Below are 21039 nucleotides of genomic sequence, written 5' to 3' on the forward strand. Positions count from 1 at the left end.
AAAGAAAAAGAGAAGATAGTTTAATAAAGCTATCTTCTCTTTATTATAGATGATGTGATAAAAAGTTTAGTTAATTAAAATCAACTTAAAAATTATTGTATACCCTTTACTATTCCGAACAATAGTGGTATTATATACATATAATATACGAATAAAATATATTGATTGTATAATCTGTGGTAAAGTTACCGTTTATACAATGTAAGGAGTATAAGATGAAGTTAAAGAGAAGTGAAAGAATAGTAGTGATGACGGAGTATTTATTAAATAATCCGAATAAATTAATTCCATTAACGTATTTCGTTTCAAAATTTAATCAAGCTAAATCTTCAATAAGTGAGGATATACATATAATAAAAAATGGTTTCAAAGAAGAAAACATTGGAGAAGTTAAAACTTTAGCAGGAGTAAGTGGAGGTGTTATCTTTACACCGACTTTAGTAGAAGAAGATGCTAAAGAAATTCTTAGTAGTTTTCTTGATAAAATTAATGATGGAAATCGTTTGTTAGCAGGTGGTTATATTTTTATGTCAGACATAATAGGTGATCCTAGTCTGATGAATAAGTTAGGCCGAGTAGTTGCTACTGTCTATAAAAATAAAGAAGTGGATGCAGTGGTAACTGTTGCGACAAAAGGTATTCCAGTAGCTTATGCCATAGCTTCAATATTAAATAAACCTGTAATTATTATAAGAAGAGATAATAAAGTTACAGAAGGAACTACTGTTGCGATAAATTATGTTTCAGGATCTACCAAGAAAATAGAAACAATGATTTTATCTAAACGAAGTCTAAATACTGGTTCAAAAGTGCTATTAGTTGATGACTTCATGCGAGGAGGAGGAGTCCTTACGGGTATGGAGAGTCTTATGAATGAGTTTGATGTTAATGTTGTTGGTAAAGTAATAATCACACAGTGTTTTGATTCGCCAAGAGAACATGAAGATGATTACTTATACCTTTCAAAAATTGAAAATATTGACGAATTTAACGGAACTTTCGATGTAAAATTAGGGAATGTTATTGAAAAATTAAGACAAGTAGAAAAAGAGGATGTTGAAAATGAGTAATAATAGATATGCAGTAATTCTTGCAGCTGGAAAAGGAACTAGAATGCAATCAAAACTATATAAAGTATTGCATAAAGTTTGTGATAGAACGATGGTAGAACTTGTATTAGATAGCCTTAATGATTTAGAAATGCAAGAGGTAATAACTGTAGTTGGTCATGGTGCGGAACGAGTTAAAGAGGTGCTAGGAGATAGAACAAAATTTGTTTTACAAGCAGAACAATTAGGAACTGCTCATGCTGTAAAAGTAGCCAAAGATGAATTAAAAGATAAAGAGGGTACGACTATTGTAATGTATGGAGATACTCCTTTAATTCGTCCAGAGACTATTAATAGTATGCTAGATCACCATGAGAATACAAATGCAAAAGCAACTGTATTAACAGCAATAGCTGATGATCCATTTGCTTATGGTCGTATTATTCGTGATGTGAATGGAAAGTTAGTGAAAATTGTTGAAGAAAAAGATGCAACAGAACAAGAGAAAAAAATAAAAGAAATTAACTCAGGAATTTATTGCTTTGATAATAAATTATTATTTGAAATGTTAGAAAAAGTTAAGAATGATAATAATCAAGGTGAGTATTATCTTCCAGATGTACTAGCATTAATCCGTGAACAAAAAGAAATTATTGAAACATATTTATGTGATGATTTTGATGAAACATTTGGTGTAAACGATAGAGTAGCGTTAGCTTATGCTGAAAATGTTATGAGAAATAGAATTAATACTAAACATATGCTAGCAGGAGTTACTCTAGTAGATCCTACAAACACTTATATTGCACCTAATGCTGTAATTGGTCGTGATACAACAATTTATCCAAACGTTACAATTAAATCTAATACTGTAATTGGAGAAGATTGTCAAATTAAACCTAATTCATACTTAGAAAACGCACAGATTGGAAATGGAGTAAAAGTTTTATCTTCAACTATTAGCGATTCGAAAATTGGTGATTATACTAGCGTTGGTCCATATTCTCACATTAGAAATAATTGTGAATTAGGTCAACACGTAAGAGTTGGTAACTTTGTAGAATTAAAAAATACTACTTATGGTGATGGATCAAAAACAGCTCATTTAAGTTACTTAGGTGATACTGAAGTAGGAAGTAATACAAACATTGGTTGTGGAACAATTACTGTAAACTACGATGGTAAAAATAAATATAGAACAAAAATAGGAAGCGATGCATTTATAGGGTGTAACTCAAACTTAATAGCTCCTTTAGAAATAGGTGATGGTGCTGTGGTTGCTGCAGGAACTACTGTTACAGAGAATGCACCTTCGGATGCTTTAGTAATTGCTCGAGTGAAACAAGAGAACAAAGAAGGTTATGCTAAAAAAATGCCTGCGGGTAGAAAATCGTAAAATATTAATATGATACAATTAAAATCGTGTTATAGTAAAAATATGGAAAATAAACTGTATCACTAAATTTTTCAAAAATATTCAATATATTTTTTAAAGTTGAAAATATACATAAATAATATAAAAGAGGATGAGAAATAAGTAAAATTAGTTATTTTTCGTCCTCTTTCATCTTGAAATAGTTCTGTAAAAAGTATATAATTACATATGTATAGAATGTGTTACAAATAAATTATTTGTATTATAATAAAAATATAAGGAGGAATCATTATGAAATCAAAACACCAAAAAATATTAGAATATATAAAGAGCTTACCGATTGGTAGCAAGATTTCTGTACGTCAAGTAGCTAAAGAACTGAAAGTTAGTGAAGGAACAGCATATCGTGCAATAAAAGAATCTGAAAATCGTGGTTTTGTATCATCGATAGAACGTGTTGGTACAGTGAGAATTCAGAAAAAAGAACGTGATAATGTAGAAAAATTATCATATTCAGAGATTGTAAATATAGTAAGTGGACAGTTAATCGCAGGACGCGGTGGAGTTCATGAAATAGTGCAGGACTTCGCAATTGGGGCAATGGATTCTGAACAAGTAGGACAACACATACGCAAAGGAACATTGTTAATAATAGGGAATCGTCCAAAAATTATTGAAATGTCACTGGAGAAAGGTTGTGCTATTTTAGTAACAGGTGGATATGTACCAACTGATTCTATTAAAGCACTTGCTGATAGTAAAAATTTACCTTTAATTATTACGCCACATGATACTTTTTCAGTAACTCACTTAATAAATCGTGTAACTAATGACCAAATTATTAAGAGGGATATAATTACTGTAGAAAGTATTTATATGAAAGTAGATAAATTATATATAATAAATCTAAATGATACTGTAAAAGATTGGTATGATTTACAATTAGAAGTAGGTCATACTAGATATCCAGTAATTAATGAATATGGTAAATTAGTTGGTATTGTTACAGCTCGTGATGTTTTCTTACAAGAAAAAGATGCACTTATAAAAGAAGTGATGGAAAGAAAAGTAGCAACTACTACTTTAGAAACACCTATATCTTCAGTAGCTAATACTATGCTATCTGAAGGATATGAATTAATGCCTGTAATAGACTCGAAAAATACATTACTCGGTGTAGTTACTAGAAAAATAGTTATTAACTCATTATTAACGAATAATAGATTCCAAGAAGGTCATAATAATGATACATTTGATGAAATTATGCGTAAAGGTATAGTTCCAAGAGCTGATGGATTACAGGTTAAAGTTATCCCTCAAATGTTAGATCAATTTGGTACATTCTCTAGCTCAGCTCTATTAAGTATTATTGATGAATCTATTCATATTACAAGTTATAACTACAATAGAAGTGAAGTGCTTATGCAAAATACTACTCTTTATTTCTTAAAATCTGTGCCATTAGATAGAACAATAACAACAAAAGTAAATATTTTGGATATAGGACGTAAAACTGCTAAATTTGATGTTGAAGTTTATGATAAGACAGAATTAGTTGCAAAAGCAATGGTAACTTGTCAAGTATTCCAGAGAAATTAGAGAAAGAAGAAATTAGATGAATACAAACTACGAAAATTTATATGAGGAAATTTTTCAAAAAATTAAAGAAAATGATAAAATTATAATTCATAGACATGAAAGACCAGATCCAGATGCATATGGTTCTCAAGGGGCAATGTATCAAATTATTAAGGAAAACTTTCCAGAAAAAACTCTAATAACTGTAGGTAAGGATTCTCCTTCATTGGACTTCTTGTTCAAAAATTCAGAAGTAACAGAAGAAGACTATAAAGATGCTTTAGTTATTGTAACAGATACGGCTAATTTTCCTAGAATTGATGGGAAACTATTTACTAAAAATAACTTTTTAATTAAAATTGATCATCACCCACCATTAGATAATTATGGAAGTATTAATTTAGTTGATACAGAGGTTTCATCTTGTAGTGAATTAATATATAATTTTTATACATATTTAAACGAAAAATACAATGTGAAATTGAATGATGAAGCGGCAAAACTACTTTATCTTGGTATTGTGGGAGATACTGGTAGATTTCTATTCCCAAATACTTCAAATAATACTCTAAAAGTTGCATCAGAACTTATAAAGTATGATTTCAATATGAGTGCATTATTAGATAAAATGGAAATTATCAGTGAGAATATTATGAGATTTAGAGCGTTCATTTTTGAAAATTATGATGTTTATCAAGATGGAGTTGCGTATTTAAAAATTACAAAAGAAGATATGGATAAATACGGTGTTGATCCAGGAGAAGTTTCAACAGGAGTAAACTTACTTAGAAGCTTAAAAGGTCTATATGCGTGGTGCTTTGCAATAGATGAAGGAAATAAAGTACGTGTTCGACTTCGTTCTAAAGGTCCAGTTATAAATACACTAGCAGAAAAATATGCCGGTGGTGGTCATCCATTAGCAAGTGGTGCAACAGTCAAAAACTGGGAAGAATTAGATGATCTATTAGATGATATGGCAAGAGTAGTTAGAGATTACCTTGTTGAGAATAATATTAAATTGGAAAATTAGTGGAATATTTTCAGAATTTTCAAAGGATAATTTCAAAAATTATACTTGACACTATAAAAGTATAATGGTATACTTAATAGAAATTAATAAAAACCAATACTCGTATAAGTAATATATGTAATATTTAAAGAGAGTACCGTAAGCTGAAAAGGTATAATATGAAATATATGAAAATGGTTCGAGTGGTTAATAAGGTAAACGTAATTGTAAACTTTGTTCGGCGATCCACGTTATAGGATAGACTATGTTAGTAGTTATTACAAGTAAAATATAAGGTGGTACCGCGTATAACGCCCTTATTCCTAGATGGAGTAAGGGTGTTTTTTATTTTTTAAAAAGAGAAAGGAGCTAGACATGATTGAATTAAAAAAAGTAAATAAGATTTATAACAATAAAGTTCATGCGCTAAAAGATATTAATTTAAAAGTTGAAAAAGGTGATATTTACGGTATAATTGGTTATTCTGGTGCTGGAAAAAGTACGTTAGTAAGACTGTTAAACGGACTTGAAGTGGCAACAGATGGAGAGGTAATTATTGATGGTGATGACTTCAATAAAATAACTGAAGAACAGCGTAGATTGAAACGTCAAAGAATTGGAATGATTTTCCAACACTTTAATCTATTATGGAGTAGAACTGTTGCTGAAAATATAGCATTCCCATTAGAAATTTTAGGGAAATCAAAAACTGAAATTAAAGAAAGAGTAGAGGAATTGGCTAAGTTAGTTGGGTTGGAAGATAGATTAAATGCTTATCCTTCTCAATTATCAGGTGGTCAAAAACAAAGGGTAGGTATTGCTCGTGCATTAGCAGGTAATCCTTCGATTTTACTTTGTGACGAAGCGACAAGTGCGCTTGACCCTGAGACAACTGCTGAAGTATTAAATCTTATTAAAGAAATTCACAACAAAACTAATATAACTGTTGTCCTAATTACTCATGAAATGAATGTAATTAAAACTATTTGTACAAAAGTTGCTGTTATAGATGGTGGTACAATTGCTGAAAATGGTCTTGTTTCTGAAGTGTTCTATCACCCAACACAAGAAGTTACGAAGAAATTCTTAGCTCAAACTTCATTTGCTTCGGAATTTGAAGAGAGAGAAAATATTGAAGAATGGAAGAAAGTATTTACGGATGGTATTATTATTAAATTTACTTTTGACAATAATACTTCGAAAAAACCTATTCTTAGTACGTTAATAAAAGAAATTGATTTTGATTTTAATATTATTAATGGTCACATTGATAAGACAGCAAATGCGAATATAGGTACGCTGTTTGTTCAATTAATTGGTTCGAAAGAAAATACAGATAAAGTAATAGCTAGATTAAATGAACTAGGTATTTTAACGGAGGTGTTATAATGTTTGATTTTTCAAGAGTTAATTGGGATAAAGTACAAGACAAAACAATTGAAACACTTATTATGACTTTTGAGTCACTAATCGCAGTGTTCATCATCGGTTTATTTTTAGGATTACTGTTATACTTAACATCTAATAGTAAGAGTACATTTGGACGTGGATTCTACACAGTTGTTACAGCAATTGTTAATATCTTTAGAGCGATTCCGTTTATTATTTTAATTGTATTATTAATTCCATTCACTAAGGCTTTAATCGGTACAATTATCGGTGTTCAAGCAGCAATTCCAGCACTTATTATTTCAGCTGCACCATTCTACGCTCGTTTAGTAGAAATCGGATTACGTGAAGTGGATAAAGGTGTAATTGAAGCAGCTCGTGCAATGGGAGCTAAAAAAACTACTATTATTTTGAAAGTTTTAATTCCTGAGAGTTTACCAGCAATAATTTCAGGATTAACTGTTACGGCGATAGCATTAGTTGGATCAACGGCGATGGCAGGAGTTATCGGTGCCGGAGGACTAGGTAACTTAGCTTACTTAGATGGTTTCCAACGAAATAACAGTACTTTAACATTTGTTGCGACAGTGTTAATATTAATAATAGTATTTGCACTTCAAATTCTTGGTGATACTATTGTTAAGAAAGTAGATAAAAGATAAATAAAAAGAACAAGGTAGCGTAGCTGTCTTGTTTTTTTATTTATATGAGGTTGTGTGTGAAAATGAACGATTTTTTAATTGATAGATATGGAAATTATAAAATATTAATGTTTTACGAATAATTGACACTAAAATAGGTTAAAAAAACTTGAAAATGTGGTAAAATAGTAAAGACTGTATAAAACAATAGAAATTTAAAAAAATAAAAAGATAAGGAGTTAAATTTATGGTTATTCAATGGTTCCCGGGTCATATGGCCAAGGCAACAAGAGAAGTGAAAGAGAAACTGAAACTAGTAGATATAGTTTTTGAGTTAGTAGATGCACGCTGTCCGCTTTCTTCACATAATATGTACCTAGATGAAGTTGTTAAAGATAAAAAGAAGATAATTATATTTAATAAAATTGACTTATGTGACAGAGCTGAAACAGCAAAATGGAAAAATTATTTTGAGAATAAAGGGTATACTGTGGTATATACTGATGCAAAAAATAGTAATAACTTAAACAAAGTAATCGATAAAGCAAAAGAAGAATTAGCAGAAAAAATAGCTCGCCAAGTTGCAAAAGGAATTAAACCAAGAGCAATTAGATCAATGGTAATAGGTGTACCTAACGTTGGTAAATCGACGTTTATAAATAAACTGATTAAGAAAAATATAGCTAACACTGCAAATAAACCTGGTGTTACTAAAAAACAACAATGGTTAAAATTAAATAAAGATATAGAACTATTAGATACTCCAGGAATACTTATGCCAAAGTTTGACAATCAAGAAATTGGTAAAAAATTAAGTTTAATTGGTTCTATAAAGGATGATATTACTCCACTTGATGATGTTAGTTTATATTTAATTGAGCTTTTAAAGGAAAATTATTTAGAGAATCTAAATAATTTGTATAAGATAAATGTTAATAGTGATGATGAAAATGTATTTATTATGGAAAAAGTAGCCGAAAAAAGATTTAAAAAAATTGGTGGAGATTATGATTACGATTCAACAATTAAACTATTAATTCAAGATTTTAGAACACAAAAATTTGGACTTATTACGTTAGATAATTATAATTTTTTATTAGAAAATGAGGAACAAAATGAAAATTAGTGAGGTAAAGGAACTCTTAAACCAAGAAGTCATTTCCGAGGAAATATTAAATGAACTAAAAAAAGATGAAAGATCAGGAGTTCAAAAACTACTACTAAGTTATGCTAAGAAGCAAGAGAAAAAACTTTTTTATAAAAAAGAGTATGAAAAAAAATCATTTTACGAAAATAAATGTTATAATAATGGATGTAAGTATATTTGTGGAATAGATGAAGTAGGTAGAGGACCGCTTGCTGGACCAGTAGTTGCTGCCGCGGTAATTCTAAAAAAAGACAGCTATTTCGAAGGATTAAATGATTCAAAGAAATTATCTGCAAAGAAACGTGAAGAAATATATGAACAGATAAAAAACGAAGCTGTTGCTTATGCTATTTGTGAAGTTGATAATATTGAAATTGAAAAATATAATATTTACAACGCTGCGCGTATAGCGATGCAAAGAGCTGTTGAAAAGTTAGAAGTTAAACCGGATTTTCTACTTATAGATGCTATGCCGTTTGAAAATTATCCTATACCTAATTTTAGTATGGTAAAAGGTGATGAGAAGAGTGTATCTATTGCAGCAGCATCAGTAATGGCGAAAGTTTATCGTGATAATTTAATGAAAGAATATGCAAAAAAGTATCCAAACTACGATTTTGAAAATAATGCAGGATACGGAACTAAGAAACATTTAGAAGGCCTAAAAGAGTATGGTGTTACACCAATTCATAGAAGAGACTTCGAACCAATAAAATCAATGTTACAAGGAGGAAAAAATGAGTAATAACGGAATAATTATTGCTAAAAATTTACAAAAGAACAATAGCCCGAAAAATAATCAAGCGTCTAAGAAAAATAATACTAGACCTAAAAATTCAAAAAAAGTTGTGGCTAAAGAGCAACAAAATAACTCAAAACAAGTAGTACAGAAAATTAATAATGTAAATAAAGCTAAATCTCAACAAAATAAATCTAAAAAGTTAGCTAAAATTCGTATCACTCCATTAGGAGGGGTAGAAGAAGTAGCTAAAAATATGTATATGGTAGAAATCGGTGATGAAATTTATGTTCTTGATGCAGGTTTAATGTTCCCTGAAACAGAAATGATCGGTATTGATGCTGTTATACCTGATATTAGTTACTTAGTTAGAAATAAACAAAAAATTAAAGGGATATTTTTATCAAATGGACATGTAAGTTCAATGGGGGCTGTTCCTTATATTATTGATAAACTAAAATGTCCTGTTTATGGTTCTAAGTTAACAATTGATTTATTAAAAAATCACCTTAAACAATTATCAATAAAAAGAAGAATTAAGTTTTACTATGTAAAAGATAATAATAAATATGATTTTAATAATGCTAGTGTTACATTCTTCAAGACAACATATTCAATGCCGGATTCTTTAGGTATTTGTATTGAAACTAGTCAAGGAAATATCGTTTATACTGGTGAGTTTAAATTTGACCAATCAGTAAGTAAAGAATATAAATCTGATATTGTGAAAATTAGTACACTAGGTCAAAAGGGTGTTCTTGCACTACTAAGTGATTCAAGTAATGCTAACGTTAAAGGATATAATGTTCCTGAAAATGAAGCTGCTGAGCAAATTGATAATGCATTTTATCAAGCTAATAAACGTATTATTGTAACATGCTATGCTTCTAACTTTTTAACAATCTCTCATATTGTTAGAGCAGCACTGGCTCAAAATAGAAAGATTTTACTTTTAGGTCAAGCTATTGAAGCATCTATTAATACTGCTAGAAATATGAATTATTTACAAATCGAAGATAGTAATTTAATTTCTATTGGCGAGTTAAAAAATTATCCACAAAATGAAGTTTGTATACTTTCATCTGGAGATCAAGGAGAACCAATTGAAGCGATGAAAAATATCGCTGAGAAAAAAGTTAATGGAATTCAGATTGAATCTGGAGATACGATTATGGTTGCTGCGACACCATCTCCAAATATGGAAGTAATGTTATTCCAAACACTAAACCTATTAGTTAAACTTGGAGCAAATGTTGTTACAGCTTCTAAACGTCTACACGCTGCAAGCCATGCAACAAAAGAAGAACTAAAAATGATGTTAAACATGCTTATGCCTAAGCATTTTATTCCAGTTCAAGGGGAATTTAGAAACCTTCGCAAACATGCAGAAATTGCTGCAGAAACTGGCGTGGTTGCAGAGAATATTCACATCTTATCTAAAGGGACAACTTTGGAAATCAGTGGAAGCAAGTCTAAAACTTTACAAAATAATATTCCAGTAGGGAACGTATTAGTCGATGGTCGCGGAATTGGTGATGTAGAAGATAGTGTTCTAAAAGATAGAAAATTACTTTCTAACGATGGAATTTTCGTAGCTTCATATGCAATTAGTAAAAAAGAGAAAACTTTAGTAGGAAAACCAGTTATTCAAACAAAAGGTTTCGTCTATGTTAAGAAAAGTATGGAACTGATTAAAGAAGCGGAAGAAAAAGTAATCGAGTACTTAGAAAATAATCCAATTAAGAGTATCAGAGAATGTGCAGCTGTTAAGGCTGAGATAAGAAGTATGTTATCTAGCTTACTATATGACAATACTAAGAGAAAACCAATAATAATAATTAACTTTTCATTAGTTTAATAATGAAAACATAACGGGAAATTAAAATAGGGTGGGATTAATTAATGTTTTGAAATTAAATTGACAGAAACCCTATTGTTCCCGTTTTTAGTCTATTAAAAGGGGTGAAAAAAAATGTCTAAAGTTATTGCTCATATTGATATGAATTGCTTTTATGCAAGTGTAGAAGAAAAATATAATCCTGAATTGAAAGGGAAACCTTTAGCAATAGCAGGAGAAGTGAAAACTAGACATGGAATAATTGTAACCTCTAATTATGAAGCGAGGAAATTAGGGATAAAGACAACTATGCGTGTAGGAGACGCCAGAAAGATTTACCCTAACATAAAAATACTTCGACCTGATATGCCGAAGTATCAGAAAGAATCAAAGATGATTTTTGATTTAGTACGAGAATATACAGATAAGATTGAGATAGTCTCGGTTGATGAAGCATATATAGATTTAAGTGATTTTCATGAACCGATAAAGGTAATAGCCATAATACAAAGAAGAATATATAAACAATTAGGTATGCCTTCATCGGTAGGAGTATCTTTTAATAAATTTTTCGCGAAGATGGGTTCAAATTTGAAAAAACCTTTAGGATTTTCTATTATAAATAAAAAAAATTATAAGGATATCCTTTGGAATTTGGATATTGGTGAAATGCACGGTTGTGGGAAAGCATCTACAAAAAAACTTAAAAATATTGGAATTAATACTATTGGTGATGTTGCTGAAGCAAATGAAGTAATTCTACATAGTCTATTAGGTGTTCAAGGTTTAAGACTAAAGAATAGGGCTAATGGGGAAGGTAGTGATGAACTAAAATATACAGTTGATAGAAAAACAATTGGGAATTCGAAAACATTTACAAATGATTTAATAGATGAAGATGATATTTTAAGAGAAGTTAAGAAATTAAGTGAGAAAGTAAGTTCAAGAGTTCAATCACGTAATTATGTAGGAAACAATATTTCAATCATGGTAAGATTTAGTGATTTTAAAACCATTACTAGATCTAAAAAGATTCCAGAATTTATATCTGGTACAAATGAAATTTTTAATTATGCATGGGAGCTTTTACTGGAACACTATGATTTTTCACGTGGCGTTAGATTACTAGGGGTTTCACTAAATGATATTAAAAAGTCAAAAGAACTTAAGGTGCAACTAGATATTTTTGATAAAAAAGATTACAAAGAAGAAGAAAGACTAAGAAAGATTTCTAAAAAGTTAAAAGCTGAATTTGGCGACAATATAATAACTGACTTTGAAAATATAGGAAAAAAAGAGAAAACTGTTATTACTACGAGTTTTAGTAAAGATTTTCTCGATTAATAAAAAGGAGAAATGATGTTAGCAATTAATAGAAGATTAAAATTAGTAGCTGAATATGTTGAGAATAGAAGATTAGCAGATATTGGTAGTGATCATGCATATCTACCTATTTATTTAGCAAAAAATAATAAAATTGATTTTGCAGTAGCCGGAGAAATAGTTGAAGGACCGCATAAAGTATCAATAAAAAATGTTCAAGAAGAAAACCTTGTAGGGGTTATTGATTGTCGTAAAGCTGCAGGTCTAGATGCTATTGAATTAAGTGATAATATAGAAGTAATTACAATATGTGGTATGGGTGGTAAGCTAATTGCTGATATTTTAGAAAAAGGAAAGGACAAATTAGCAAATAAACCAAATCTACTATTACAACCTAATGTTGGTGAAAATTTCGTTAGAGAAAAATTACAAGAATTAGAATATGAAATAACTACAGAAAATATTATCGAAGAAGATGGTCATATTTATGAAATTATAGTAGCAAAACCAGGAGTTATGAATTTATCAGAAGATGAAATAAACTTTGGAAAATATTTGTTAGTAGAAAAGAATGAGCTATTTGTAAAAAAACAAAAATTAGAGCTGTCTAAAATTGAGTATATTTTAAATCAACTTGAAAAAGCAACAGAAGTTCAAGAAAATAAAGTGGAAGAATTTAAAAATAAATATAAAAAAATATTAGAAATTATTTCATAATAATTTATTTAAGAGGAGAGAAGGTATGTTACAGTCTTTACGTGATGAAAAAGAAGCTAAAATGTTATTGAATTTTAGTATGAAAATAGCTAAAAGCATGTTGGCGTATGGAGCTGAAGTATATAGGGTTGAAGATACTGTAAATAGAATTTATAGATCGTTTGACAATATAAAAGCTGCAAATATTCTAGTGACATATAACTTTGTAATTGTCTCTTTTGTTTATGATGATAATACTTATACTGCGATGAGAAGAGTTGTATTAGGGGATCGTGATTTAGAAAAAATTGCTCTATTAAATGATATCTCAAGAAGAATGGTAATGGGGGGGTGTACTCTAGATTATGCCTTCAAAAAAATGAAAGAAATAAAGGCTAGAAAAAGATATTCAAATACTTCTGTGATTATTGCTTTAACCTTATCAGGTCCCTTTTTTGCGATAATGTTTGGAGGAACGTTTAAGGATAGCTTATACGCATTCATTGTTATGGCGATTGAAGCTATGTTCTTGACTTTAACTGCGAAATATAAACTTACATCTTTTGTGAGTAATTTTTTAGGAGCATTTATAGCTACCATTATGGTAATGGTGTTAAACAAGTTTTTCTTAATATATAATCCTTTTAGTATTATTATTGCGGGATTAATGCCGCTTGTTCCTGGAGTGCAGGTTACGAATGCTGTACGTGATTTTATGGCTGGTGATTATTTATCAGGGATGATTGGAATACAGGCAGCAATCTTTGTATCAACAGCTATTGCACTTGGTGTAGTTATGGGATTGAAATTGGTGTAAGGAGAAATTTATGGAGAATAATGTTTTTATACAATTTATTGCAGGATTTGTAGTTAGTGTAGCATTTGCAATTTTCTTTAATGCGCCGAGAAAATCATTGTTTACTTGTGGACTGATTGGAGCTACCGGTTGGTTAATTCAAGTGGTAGTTAATTTGTTATTAGCAGACGTTGTTGTGAGTAGTTTTTTAGGTGCTGTTTGTGTTGGTATATTATCAACAAATGCATCTAAGCTTTTAAAGCTACCGGCTACTATATTTATTTATACAGGGATGGTGCCATTGGTGCCAGGATATGGTATGTATAATACAATGCAAAATATAGTAACAAAGAATTATGGTGTAGCTTCAAAAGTAGGGATGGAAACACTCCTTCAGGCTGGAGCAATAGCAATGGGGATACTACTAGCATCTGTATTTTCTTCTTCAATTCAGAGGGTAAAAATACAAAGAAAACGTTAAAAGTGATATAATGGTAGTAAGATTTTATATAAGGAGATTATTCATGGAATATATTTTATACTTTGCAGAAACTTGTCCAGATACTGCACCATTTAAAGAAAAACTAGCAGAATTAGGAATTACTTATAAAGAAGTAGAAGTTATGTCTTCATTAAAAAACTTTAAAGAGTTCTTATTTGTAAGAGACACATACACTCAGTTTGAAGGAATAAGAGGAAATATGAAAATTGGTATTCCTTGTTTAGTTATTAGTGAAAGTGAATGTATCTTAGAATTAAGCGAATTAACTAAGTTAAAATAATAAATGTTAGAAAAACTCCAAAATAGTATTTTTGCAGTAGTATTATATTAAAAAATTATAATTCTACTAGATGAATTACTAATTTGGAGTTTATTTTAGAATTTTTATTAATCCCTTGATTTTTACATTTAAATTTGATATAATTAAAAAATGCTAGGTGGGGAGTTAGCGGTGCCCTGTACTTGCAATCCGCTTTAGCAAGACCGAATACCGAGATGCGGGTAGAATAGGGAATGTCGAGTTTAACACGTAATGTTGAGACTAAGGCACCTTACGACGCAATACTTATGAACCATGTCAGGTCCGGAAGGAAGCAGCATTAAGTAAGTCTATTGTGGGTGTGAGTTTTTGTCGAGGTTGAGTTGGCGATTAGACTAACGGTTTTTTATCTATTCAAGTCTCGGTTGCATATAGTATAAATCGATGATATCTAAAAGTAAATTAGCTTTTGGATTTTTTTTGTGTGTGAAAAGAAAAAAATATATAAAGGAGAGGACATATGTATCAAGGGAAAAACTTTTCTGAAAGAGCAAGAATTTTTGTTAATTTATTACTACCAGTTTTAGTTTATCAAGTAATTTCATATTCGTCAGGAATGATTGGGACTTTTATGGCAGGACACTATAGTCCTACAGACTTAGCCGGTGTGAGTATGGGTGTTAATATTTGGAATCCAATTATGTATACTTTAAATGCGATCGTTTTAGCGTTAATTCCGATAGTTTCACAATTGATTGGAAAAAATAAAGAAGAAGAGATACCTACAGTAGTTAGACAATTTCTGTACATAGCTGTAATTATTAGTATTGTCTTAATTGTTGGGTTAAATACTTTAGCAACACCAATAGTAGACCGATTAGGTATGGATAGTAATATTGCAAAAATAACTAAGAAATATCTGTTTTATGAAAGTTTTGGAGTGCTATCAATCTTCTTGTATGTAGTTTTACGTTCGTTTATAGATAGTTTAGGATTGACAAGATTATCGATGATAATGATGATAGTGTCTGTACCTATAAATGTATTTTTCGCGTATAGTTTTATTTTTGGGAAGTTTGGTATGCCAGAGCTTGGTGGAGCTGGAAATGCAGTTGCTGTTTCAGTAACATATACAGTATTGTTTTTCATTGCATTATTTATAGTACTAACAAACCCTAAAATTAATAAGTATAAAATATTCGAAAAAGAAAAAGTTAGATTTGAAAAATGGGGAGAAATCTTTAAACTAGGAGTTCCAATAGCACTAGCTACAGCACTTGAGACGGTTGTTTTTTCAACGTTATCTTTAATGGTATCACGTTTTGATACGACGGTTATTGCTTCCCACCAAGCTGCGTTAAATTTCTCTGGATTTTTATATACTTTACCAGTTAGTGTTGCAAATGCTGCAACAATTATAATAGCATTTCATGTAGGAGCAAAAGACTATAAAATGGCAACAGAGTATACAAAACTAACGGTAATAATAGGAATGATATTCTCTAGTATAGCAGGCTTAATCGTACTATTATTTGATACGAAGATTCCATATTTATATACTAGTGATAGCGGAGTAATAACTTTAACAGCTGAGCTATTATTATTCGCAATTGGTTTTGCTATTTGTGATTCATTTGCATCAGCACTAGCAGGAGTGCTTCGTGGATACAAAAAAGTTGTACCGATTTGTGTGGTAATGTTTATCGGTTATTATCTAGTAGGTATTCCTACGGCATATTATTTTGTTTTTAAACAAGGTATTGGTATAGAAGGTTTATGGATAGGTTGGATAATAGGACTTGCAGTATATGCTTTAGGTGTCTTATTCTACTATCTATATATGAGAAAAGGAATTAAGAAAAAAATGAAATTAGCTAAATAATAAAAAGATTTTGTAGTAAATGCAAATACTACAAAATCTTTTTTATTTTACCTGTATAACCACTTGACTCTAATTTTAAAAAACTATATAATGTGATTATCAGAACTAGATAAGAAGGAGGAAAGAATTTGAACAAAGTATATCCAAAATGGTCTGAGTTACCAAATATTGATTTGTACTTAGATCAAGTACTATTATACGTTAATCGATTAGATAGCTCCTCAATTGTCGATGATGATAAAGGTTTAACTTCAGCGATGATAAATAATTATGTAAAAAATGGTCACTTAGATAAACCAGTTAAGAAAAAATATAATCGAAAACAATTAGCAAGGTTAATAGTAATTACATGTTTAAAAAATGTATTCTCAATACAAGAGATTAGTAAGACGATAAATAGCCTGACTTCTGAAGGGACTTCTGAAGAGATGTATGATAATTTTGTTATGTGTATGAATGGCGAGAAGAGACAGGGGCTAGCAGAAGTAATAGTGGCAGCCTGTGATACTGTGAGATTATATAAAAAAACGCATGATCTAGTAGAAAAGTTAAAATAAAATACTTGGAGGTAAATTATGGAGTGGAAAATTGTAGTTGATACTGCTTGCGATTTTAGAGAAATTCCTAATAAAGCTGAGAATGTTGCTTATGAGAGAGTGCCATTTTCATTACAAATAGAAGATAAAGTTTATGTAGATACGTTAGATTTAAATATTGACGAAATGATGAGGGAAATGTATGCTAGTTCAGAGCCGGCAAGATCAGCTTGTCCTAGTCCAGAGGCATATCTAGCTGCGTATAAAGGTGCTGATAATGTTATAGTTCTAACTCTTACTGGTGGAATGTCAGGAAGTTACAATAGTGCAGTAATCGGTGAAAAGATGTTGAGAGAAGAAAACGAGAATGCTAACATTCATATAATCAATACACTTTCTGCAGGTGGTCAAATTGATTTATTTCTTCTTAAGATAAATGAATTAATTAAAGAAGGATTATCTTTTGATGAAGTTGTTTCAGAAATGACAAAATACCAAGAAAATACTAAATTAATTTTTTCTTTAGAAAAAGTGGATAATCTTGTTAAAAATGGACGTTTATCAAAATTCGCAGCTGCTGTAGTAGGGTTATTAAATATGCGTATGGTAGGAGAAGCGAGTAAAGAAGGAACTCTACATTTACTTCATAAAGTACGTGGTGAGAAAAAGGCGATATCTACTGTAGTTGAAGAGATGATTAAAGCTGGATATAAAGGTGGAAGAGCCGTAATTACACATAGAAATAATGAAAATATTTGCAAAAAAATAGAAGAAAAATTAAAAGAGAAATTTTCGAATGTAGAATTTATTATAGTTCCTACATCTGGAATTTGTAGCTTTTATGGTGAAGAAGGCGGAATGCTTTTAGGATATGAAATATAATCCGTATTTTAGAATAGTATAAATAATAAAAGAGAAGAAGTGTATTATAAAAAACACGTCTTCTCTTTTTGATAAATTTAACTAACTCTGTTTAGCTCTTTTTTTACGTTTTCGAAACTTCCCAATTAAAAAACCAGTCCCTTGACCACAAAGGCTGAAGAATATATACCCTAAACCATAGATAAGAATATCAAAGTTTAAAATGATTAAACATGATATTATATAAAAAATTCCTATAATAAATGAGAAAATATAGCTAAAGTCTTCTTTATTATATGCATATAGAAACGAAATTAGAAAACTAATAACAGGGTATAGGATAATCAATAATAAAATTATCATCCCAGATCTATTCGATATAAAATAAGAACACAGAGGGAGTATTATAAATAAAAAGAAAGAAAAAATTAAATATGGTACTTTTTCTAAAAATTTCTTCATCATCTGCCTCCTAATTATAGTGTTATTCTATCATATATTGGATTGAAAAACAATAAAGAAATAGTTATAATTGAAGCTATAAAATTGAAAACACTTTCTGGATGTGATATTATGAGGTTACTATAAAAATGAGAGGGGATAATATAATGAAATTTTTTATAGATACAGCAAATGTCGAAGATATTAGAAATGCTAATGAATTAGGAGTAGTTAGTGGAGTTACTACAAATCCGTCATTAATCGCAAAAGAAGGACGCGATTTTAAAGAAGTTATTAAGGAAATTACTTCAATAGTAGACGGTCCTATTAGTGGAGAAGTAAAAGCTACTACTACTAATTGGAAGGATATGCTAGAAGAGGCAAGAGAAATTGCAAAAATTCATCCTAATATGGTTGTTAAGATTCCTATGACTGAAGATGGATTAAAAGCTATAAATGTATTAAAAAAAGAGGGAATTAAAACAAATGTTACTCTAATCTTTAGTCCAACTCAAGCGTTATTAGCAGCTAGAGCTGGTGCAACATATGTTTCTCCATTTTTAGGTAGATTAGATGATATTTCTCATAATGGATTATTATTAATAGAAGAGATAGTGGAAATTTTTGCTAATAATGATATTGATACACAAATTATCGCAGCAAGTGTGAGAAATCCAATTCATGTTACTGAATGTGCTAAATTAGGATGCGATATTGCTACTGTTCCTTATTCTGTAATTAAACAAATGGTTAAACATCCATTAACTGATATTGGAATAGAAAAATTCAAACAAGATTACTATAAAGTATTCGGTGAGTAATCTATAGAAGCAGTTTACGTAATATAAAGTTATATTTCTTTAAAAAAATTTAAAAAATTTCCACTTTATACTAGAAATATTTATAAAGTAATGTTATAATATATTTTGTTGTATGAAAAAGTTGTTAAGATTAAATTTTATAGGAGGTTATATTAATGCGCGTAAATGTAACATTAGCTTGTACAGAATGTGGTGACAGAAACTACATTACTAAAAAGAACAAAAGAAATAATCCAGACCGTATTGAACTTAAAAAATACTGTCCAAGATTAAAAAAAGTGACTTTACACAGAGAAACTAAATAATAAAGTTAGAGAAGCCTTAAAGTATCAACGTTTAAGGCTTTTTATTTTGTCTTTTGACAATGTTTTGACTGTGTTTTGACTTTCCTCTGATAGTATAAAAGTATACTTGAATACCATATATTGACTCACACTTGACCCACATATTGCAAATAAGGATAATGAAATTATCTAAATACAGTGTTATAATGTATTTGAGGTGAAGGATAATGAAAGAAACTATAGAGAAAATAAATAAATTTAGAGATGAGAGAAACTGGAGACAATTCCATAATGAAAAAGATTTGGCTATATCAATATCTTTAGAAGCTAGTGAATTATTGGAACTATTTCAATGGAAAACATCAGAGGTAACTGTATCAGAAAAATTACCACAAATTAAAGAGGAATTAGCAGATGTTTTTATTTATGCTTTTATGCTTGCAGACAACTTAAATCTTGATGTAGAAAAAATTATTACAGATAAGTTAATTATTAATTCTAGTAAGTATCCTATTAAAGAAAGTTTTGGATCAAATAAAAAATATACAGAATTAAAAGGGGAATAACTGTGTAATTTAATTTTATATAGAGTTTTGATTTATAATAAATTCAAGTAGGATAGGGAAGCATTATTCTAAGTATGGATTAATCATATTAATAAGAAAAGGCTTGATATACATTATAATTTTCTGTATATCAAACCTTTTTATTCTATGTATTATTTAGTTACTGGAACTTCAAAAGTGGCTGTTTCCATTGTTTTACCATCTTGATTGAATTGGCTAAAAGAAATTTTAATTTTGTCACTTTCCGTACTTAAACCGTATCCCATAGCAGATTCTGAGATTGCACCAATTGGAGTAGGTTCTGGATATTTTGAAGAATTAACTGGATAAATTCTAGCTTCCTTTTCCGCTCCATCAACAACTGTTCTAGGTGTTAAAAATAGGTCTTGATATTCATTTTTAAAACCTAAGTTCTCATAAGTATATTTTATGATAACTACTTGTGCTATTTTTTCTTTGATATGTTTAGTTCTATCTTGAGTAGTTTTAACCTCTGTTATTTTTAATCTCCATTGACCATCTACAATCCATTCTTCATTAAGACCGTATACTTTATCTTTTGAGTTTTCATTTTTTGATGTTGTTGCTTTATTTTGGCTAATTAGATCGCTTTTAAACAATGAACACCCACTTAGAATTACAGAAGATGATAACAGGACTGTAAATAGTAATTTAGATTTCATATTTTCCTTCTCCTAATTTATAATGTTTAATTTTTATAAAATATCTTGAATTACCTCTATATAAAAAAATTATATAATACTAGAATAGGTTGGTCAATAAATGTTAATTACATTTTTAAATTTTAGAGTAGGGATAAAATTTATAGTTTATTACAAAAATACCTTTACAAATTAAAGAAAAAATATTATACTATGTATTATCAATTGAAAATATTGTTAATTTATCTATAGATTTTTCTTGTTTTTTCAAAAGAATTCTTTAGTGAAGCTAACAAAATTAAGAATTTTTAAAAAAATAAAAAAAAATTAAAAAAGTTGTTGACAAACAATAATATCTATTATATAATTAATACATAAGTTAATAACAAATATTCATGCGGGTGTAGTTTAGTGGTAAAACCTCAGTCTTCCAAACTGATGTTGTGAGTTCGATTCTCATCACCCGCTCCATTTTTTTATTTAGAGATTTTTCCACAGTAGCTCAGTTGGTAGTAGCATCTGACTGTTAATCAGAGGGTCGCAGGTTCGAGTCCTGCCTGTGGAGTAAAGTACGGCTGTGTATGCAGCCGTATATTTTTTTGTTTAAAATTTCGCTAAATATTATTATCAAAGGAAAAATTATGTT

21 protein-coding genes, 2 tRNA genes and 1 other RNA gene are annotated in these 21039 nt (G+C 29.6%); 23 read left to right on the forward strand and 1 reads right to left on the reverse strand.

The window, feature by feature from the left end; all coding sequences use genetic code 11:
* Positions 1-215: 215 nt before the first annotated feature.
* From purR to FOC48_RS01710, 21 genes are all read left to right on the forward strand, one after another.
* Positions 216-1070, forward strand: coding sequence for a pur operon repressor (purR, locus tag FOC48_RS01610; protein ID WP_003146651.1), 855 nt, complete (start codon positions 216-218; stop codon positions 1068-1070).
* Entirely contained in the window at positions 1063-2445 is a 1383-nt protein-coding gene (gene glmU / locus FOC48_RS01615) for a bifunctional UDP-N-acetylglucosamine diphosphorylase/glucosamine-1-phosphate N-acetyltransferase GlmU (protein WP_003146649.1), read from the forward strand. The genes purR and glmU overlap by 8 nt, the downstream gene beginning before the upstream one ends.
* Before the next feature lie 270 nt (positions 2446-2715).
* Positions 2716-4023, forward strand: coding sequence for a DRTGG domain-containing protein (locus tag FOC48_RS01620; protein ID WP_003146647.1), 1308 nt, complete (start codon positions 2716-2718; stop codon positions 4021-4023).
* Between the two features lie 16 nt (positions 4024-4039).
* The gene (locus FOC48_RS01625) at positions 4040-5032 is read left to right on the forward strand and encodes a DHH family phosphoesterase (protein WP_003146646.1); all 993 of its coding nucleotides are present in this window, start codon (positions 4040-4042) and stop codon (positions 5030-5032) included.
* 354 nt (positions 5033-5386) lie between these two features.
* Positions 5387-6400 (forward strand): methionine ABC transporter ATP-binding protein, encoded by a 1014-nt coding sequence (locus FOC48_RS01630; RefSeq protein ID WP_003146644.1) that lies wholly within the window; start codon positions 5387-5389, stop codon positions 6398-6400.
* Positions 6400-7062: a methionine ABC transporter permease gene (locus tag FOC48_RS01635; RefSeq protein WP_003146643.1), complete on the forward strand. Its 663-nt coding sequence runs from the start codon at positions 6400-6402 to the stop codon at positions 7060-7062. Before FOC48_RS01630 ends, FOC48_RS01635 begins: the two co-directional genes overlap by 1 nt.
* Before the next feature lie 226 nt (positions 7063-7288).
* Positions 7289-8167 (forward strand): ribosome biogenesis GTPase YlqF, encoded by an 879-nt coding sequence (gene ylqF, locus FOC48_RS01640; RefSeq protein ID WP_003146642.1) that lies wholly within the window; start codon positions 7289-7291, stop codon positions 8165-8167.
* The gene (locus FOC48_RS01645) at positions 8157-8933 is read left to right on the forward strand and encodes a ribonuclease HII (RefSeq protein WP_003146640.1); all 777 of its coding nucleotides are present in this window, start codon (positions 8157-8159) and stop codon (positions 8931-8933) included. The genes ylqF and FOC48_RS01645 overlap by 11 nt, the downstream gene beginning before the upstream one ends.
* Positions 8926-10785 (forward strand): ribonuclease J, encoded by a 1860-nt coding sequence (locus tag FOC48_RS01650; protein ID WP_003146639.1) that lies wholly within the window; start codon positions 8926-8928, stop codon positions 10783-10785. Before FOC48_RS01645 ends, FOC48_RS01650 begins: the two co-directional genes overlap by 8 nt.
* A 114-nt stretch (positions 10786-10899) precedes the next feature.
* Positions 10900-12108, forward strand: coding sequence for a DNA polymerase IV (locus FOC48_RS01655; protein ID WP_172497808.1), 1209 nt, complete (start codon positions 10900-10902; stop codon positions 12106-12108).
* A 15-nt stretch (positions 12109-12123) separates the two neighbouring features.
* Entirely contained in the window at positions 12124-12804 is a 681-nt protein-coding gene (locus FOC48_RS01660; protein WP_003146636.1) for a tRNA (adenine(22)-N(1))-methyltransferase, read from the forward strand.
* A 25-nt stretch (positions 12805-12829) separates the two neighbouring features.
* On the forward strand, positions 12830-13600 hold the full coding sequence (locus tag FOC48_RS01665) for a threonine/serine exporter family protein (protein ID WP_003146634.1): 771 nt from the start codon (positions 12830-12832) through the stop codon (positions 13598-13600).
* A 10-nt stretch (positions 13601-13610) separates the two neighbouring features.
* Complete coding sequence (locus FOC48_RS01670; RefSeq protein ID WP_003146633.1) at positions 13611-14060, forward strand: threonine/serine exporter family protein; 450 nt, start codon at positions 13611-13613, stop codon at positions 14058-14060.
* 43 nt (positions 14061-14103) lie between these two features.
* Positions 14104-14361 carry a hypothetical protein gene (locus FOC48_RS01675; protein WP_003146632.1) on the forward strand — a complete coding sequence of 86 codons (258 nt, stop codon included), beginning with the start codon at positions 14104-14106 and terminating at the stop codon, positions 14359-14361.
* A 148-nt stretch (positions 14362-14509) separates the two neighbouring features.
* Positions 14510-14773, forward strand: an RNA gene (gene ffs / locus FOC48_RS01680) — signal recognition particle sRNA large type.
* Positions 14774-14860: 87 nt separating this feature from the next.
* Positions 14861-16222: an MATE family efflux transporter gene (locus tag FOC48_RS01685; RefSeq protein WP_003146631.1), complete on the forward strand. Its 1362-nt coding sequence runs from the start codon at positions 14861-14863 to the stop codon at positions 16220-16222.
* Positions 16223-16350: 128 nt separating this feature from the next.
* A complete protein-coding gene (locus FOC48_RS01690) occupies positions 16351-16779 on the forward strand; it encodes a DUF1836 domain-containing protein (protein WP_003146629.1) in 429 nt (142 codons plus the stop codon).
* 18 nt (positions 16780-16797) lie between these two features.
* Positions 16798-17640 carry a DegV family protein gene (locus FOC48_RS01695; RefSeq protein ID WP_003146628.1) on the forward strand — a complete coding sequence of 281 codons (843 nt, stop codon included), beginning with the start codon at positions 16798-16800 and terminating at the stop codon, positions 17638-17640.
* A gap of 587 nt (positions 17641-18227) precedes the next feature.
* On the forward strand, positions 18228-18881 hold the full coding sequence (gene fsa / locus FOC48_RS01700) for a fructose-6-phosphate aldolase (protein ID WP_003146624.1): 654 nt from the start codon (positions 18228-18230) through the stop codon (positions 18879-18881).
* Positions 18882-19036: 155 nt separating this feature from the next.
* Positions 19037-19186, forward strand: coding sequence for a 50S ribosomal protein L33 (gene rpmG, locus FOC48_RS01705; RefSeq protein WP_003145675.1), 150 nt, complete (start codon positions 19037-19039; stop codon positions 19184-19186).
* A gap of 206 nt (positions 19187-19392) precedes the next feature.
* Positions 19393-19731 (forward strand): nucleotide pyrophosphohydrolase, encoded by a 339-nt coding sequence (locus tag FOC48_RS01710; RefSeq protein ID WP_003146623.1) that lies wholly within the window; start codon positions 19393-19395, stop codon positions 19729-19731.
* Positions 19732-19883: 152 nt separating this feature from the next.
* On the opposite strand, the gene FOC48_RS01715 is transcribed toward FOC48_RS01710, so the two are convergent.
* Positions 19884-20414 carry a hypothetical protein gene (locus FOC48_RS01715; RefSeq protein ID WP_003146621.1) on the reverse strand — a complete coding sequence of 177 codons (531 nt, stop codon included), beginning with the start codon at positions 20412-20414 and terminating at the stop codon, positions 19884-19886.
* A gap of 376 nt (positions 20415-20790) precedes the next feature.
* On the opposite strand from FOC48_RS01715, the gene FOC48_RS01720 reads away from it, so the two are divergent.
* Positions 20791-20864, forward strand: a tRNA-Gly gene (locus tag FOC48_RS01720).
* Between the two features lie 20 nt (positions 20865-20884).
* A tRNA-Asn gene (locus FOC48_RS01725) sits at positions 20885-20958 on the forward strand.
* Positions 20959-21039: the final 81 nt, after the last annotated feature.

It is taken from the genome of Gemella haemolysans (genome assembly GCF_012273215.1).
Classification (GTDB): domain Bacteria; phylum Bacillota; class Bacilli; order Staphylococcales; family Gemellaceae; genus Gemella; species Gemella haemolysans_A.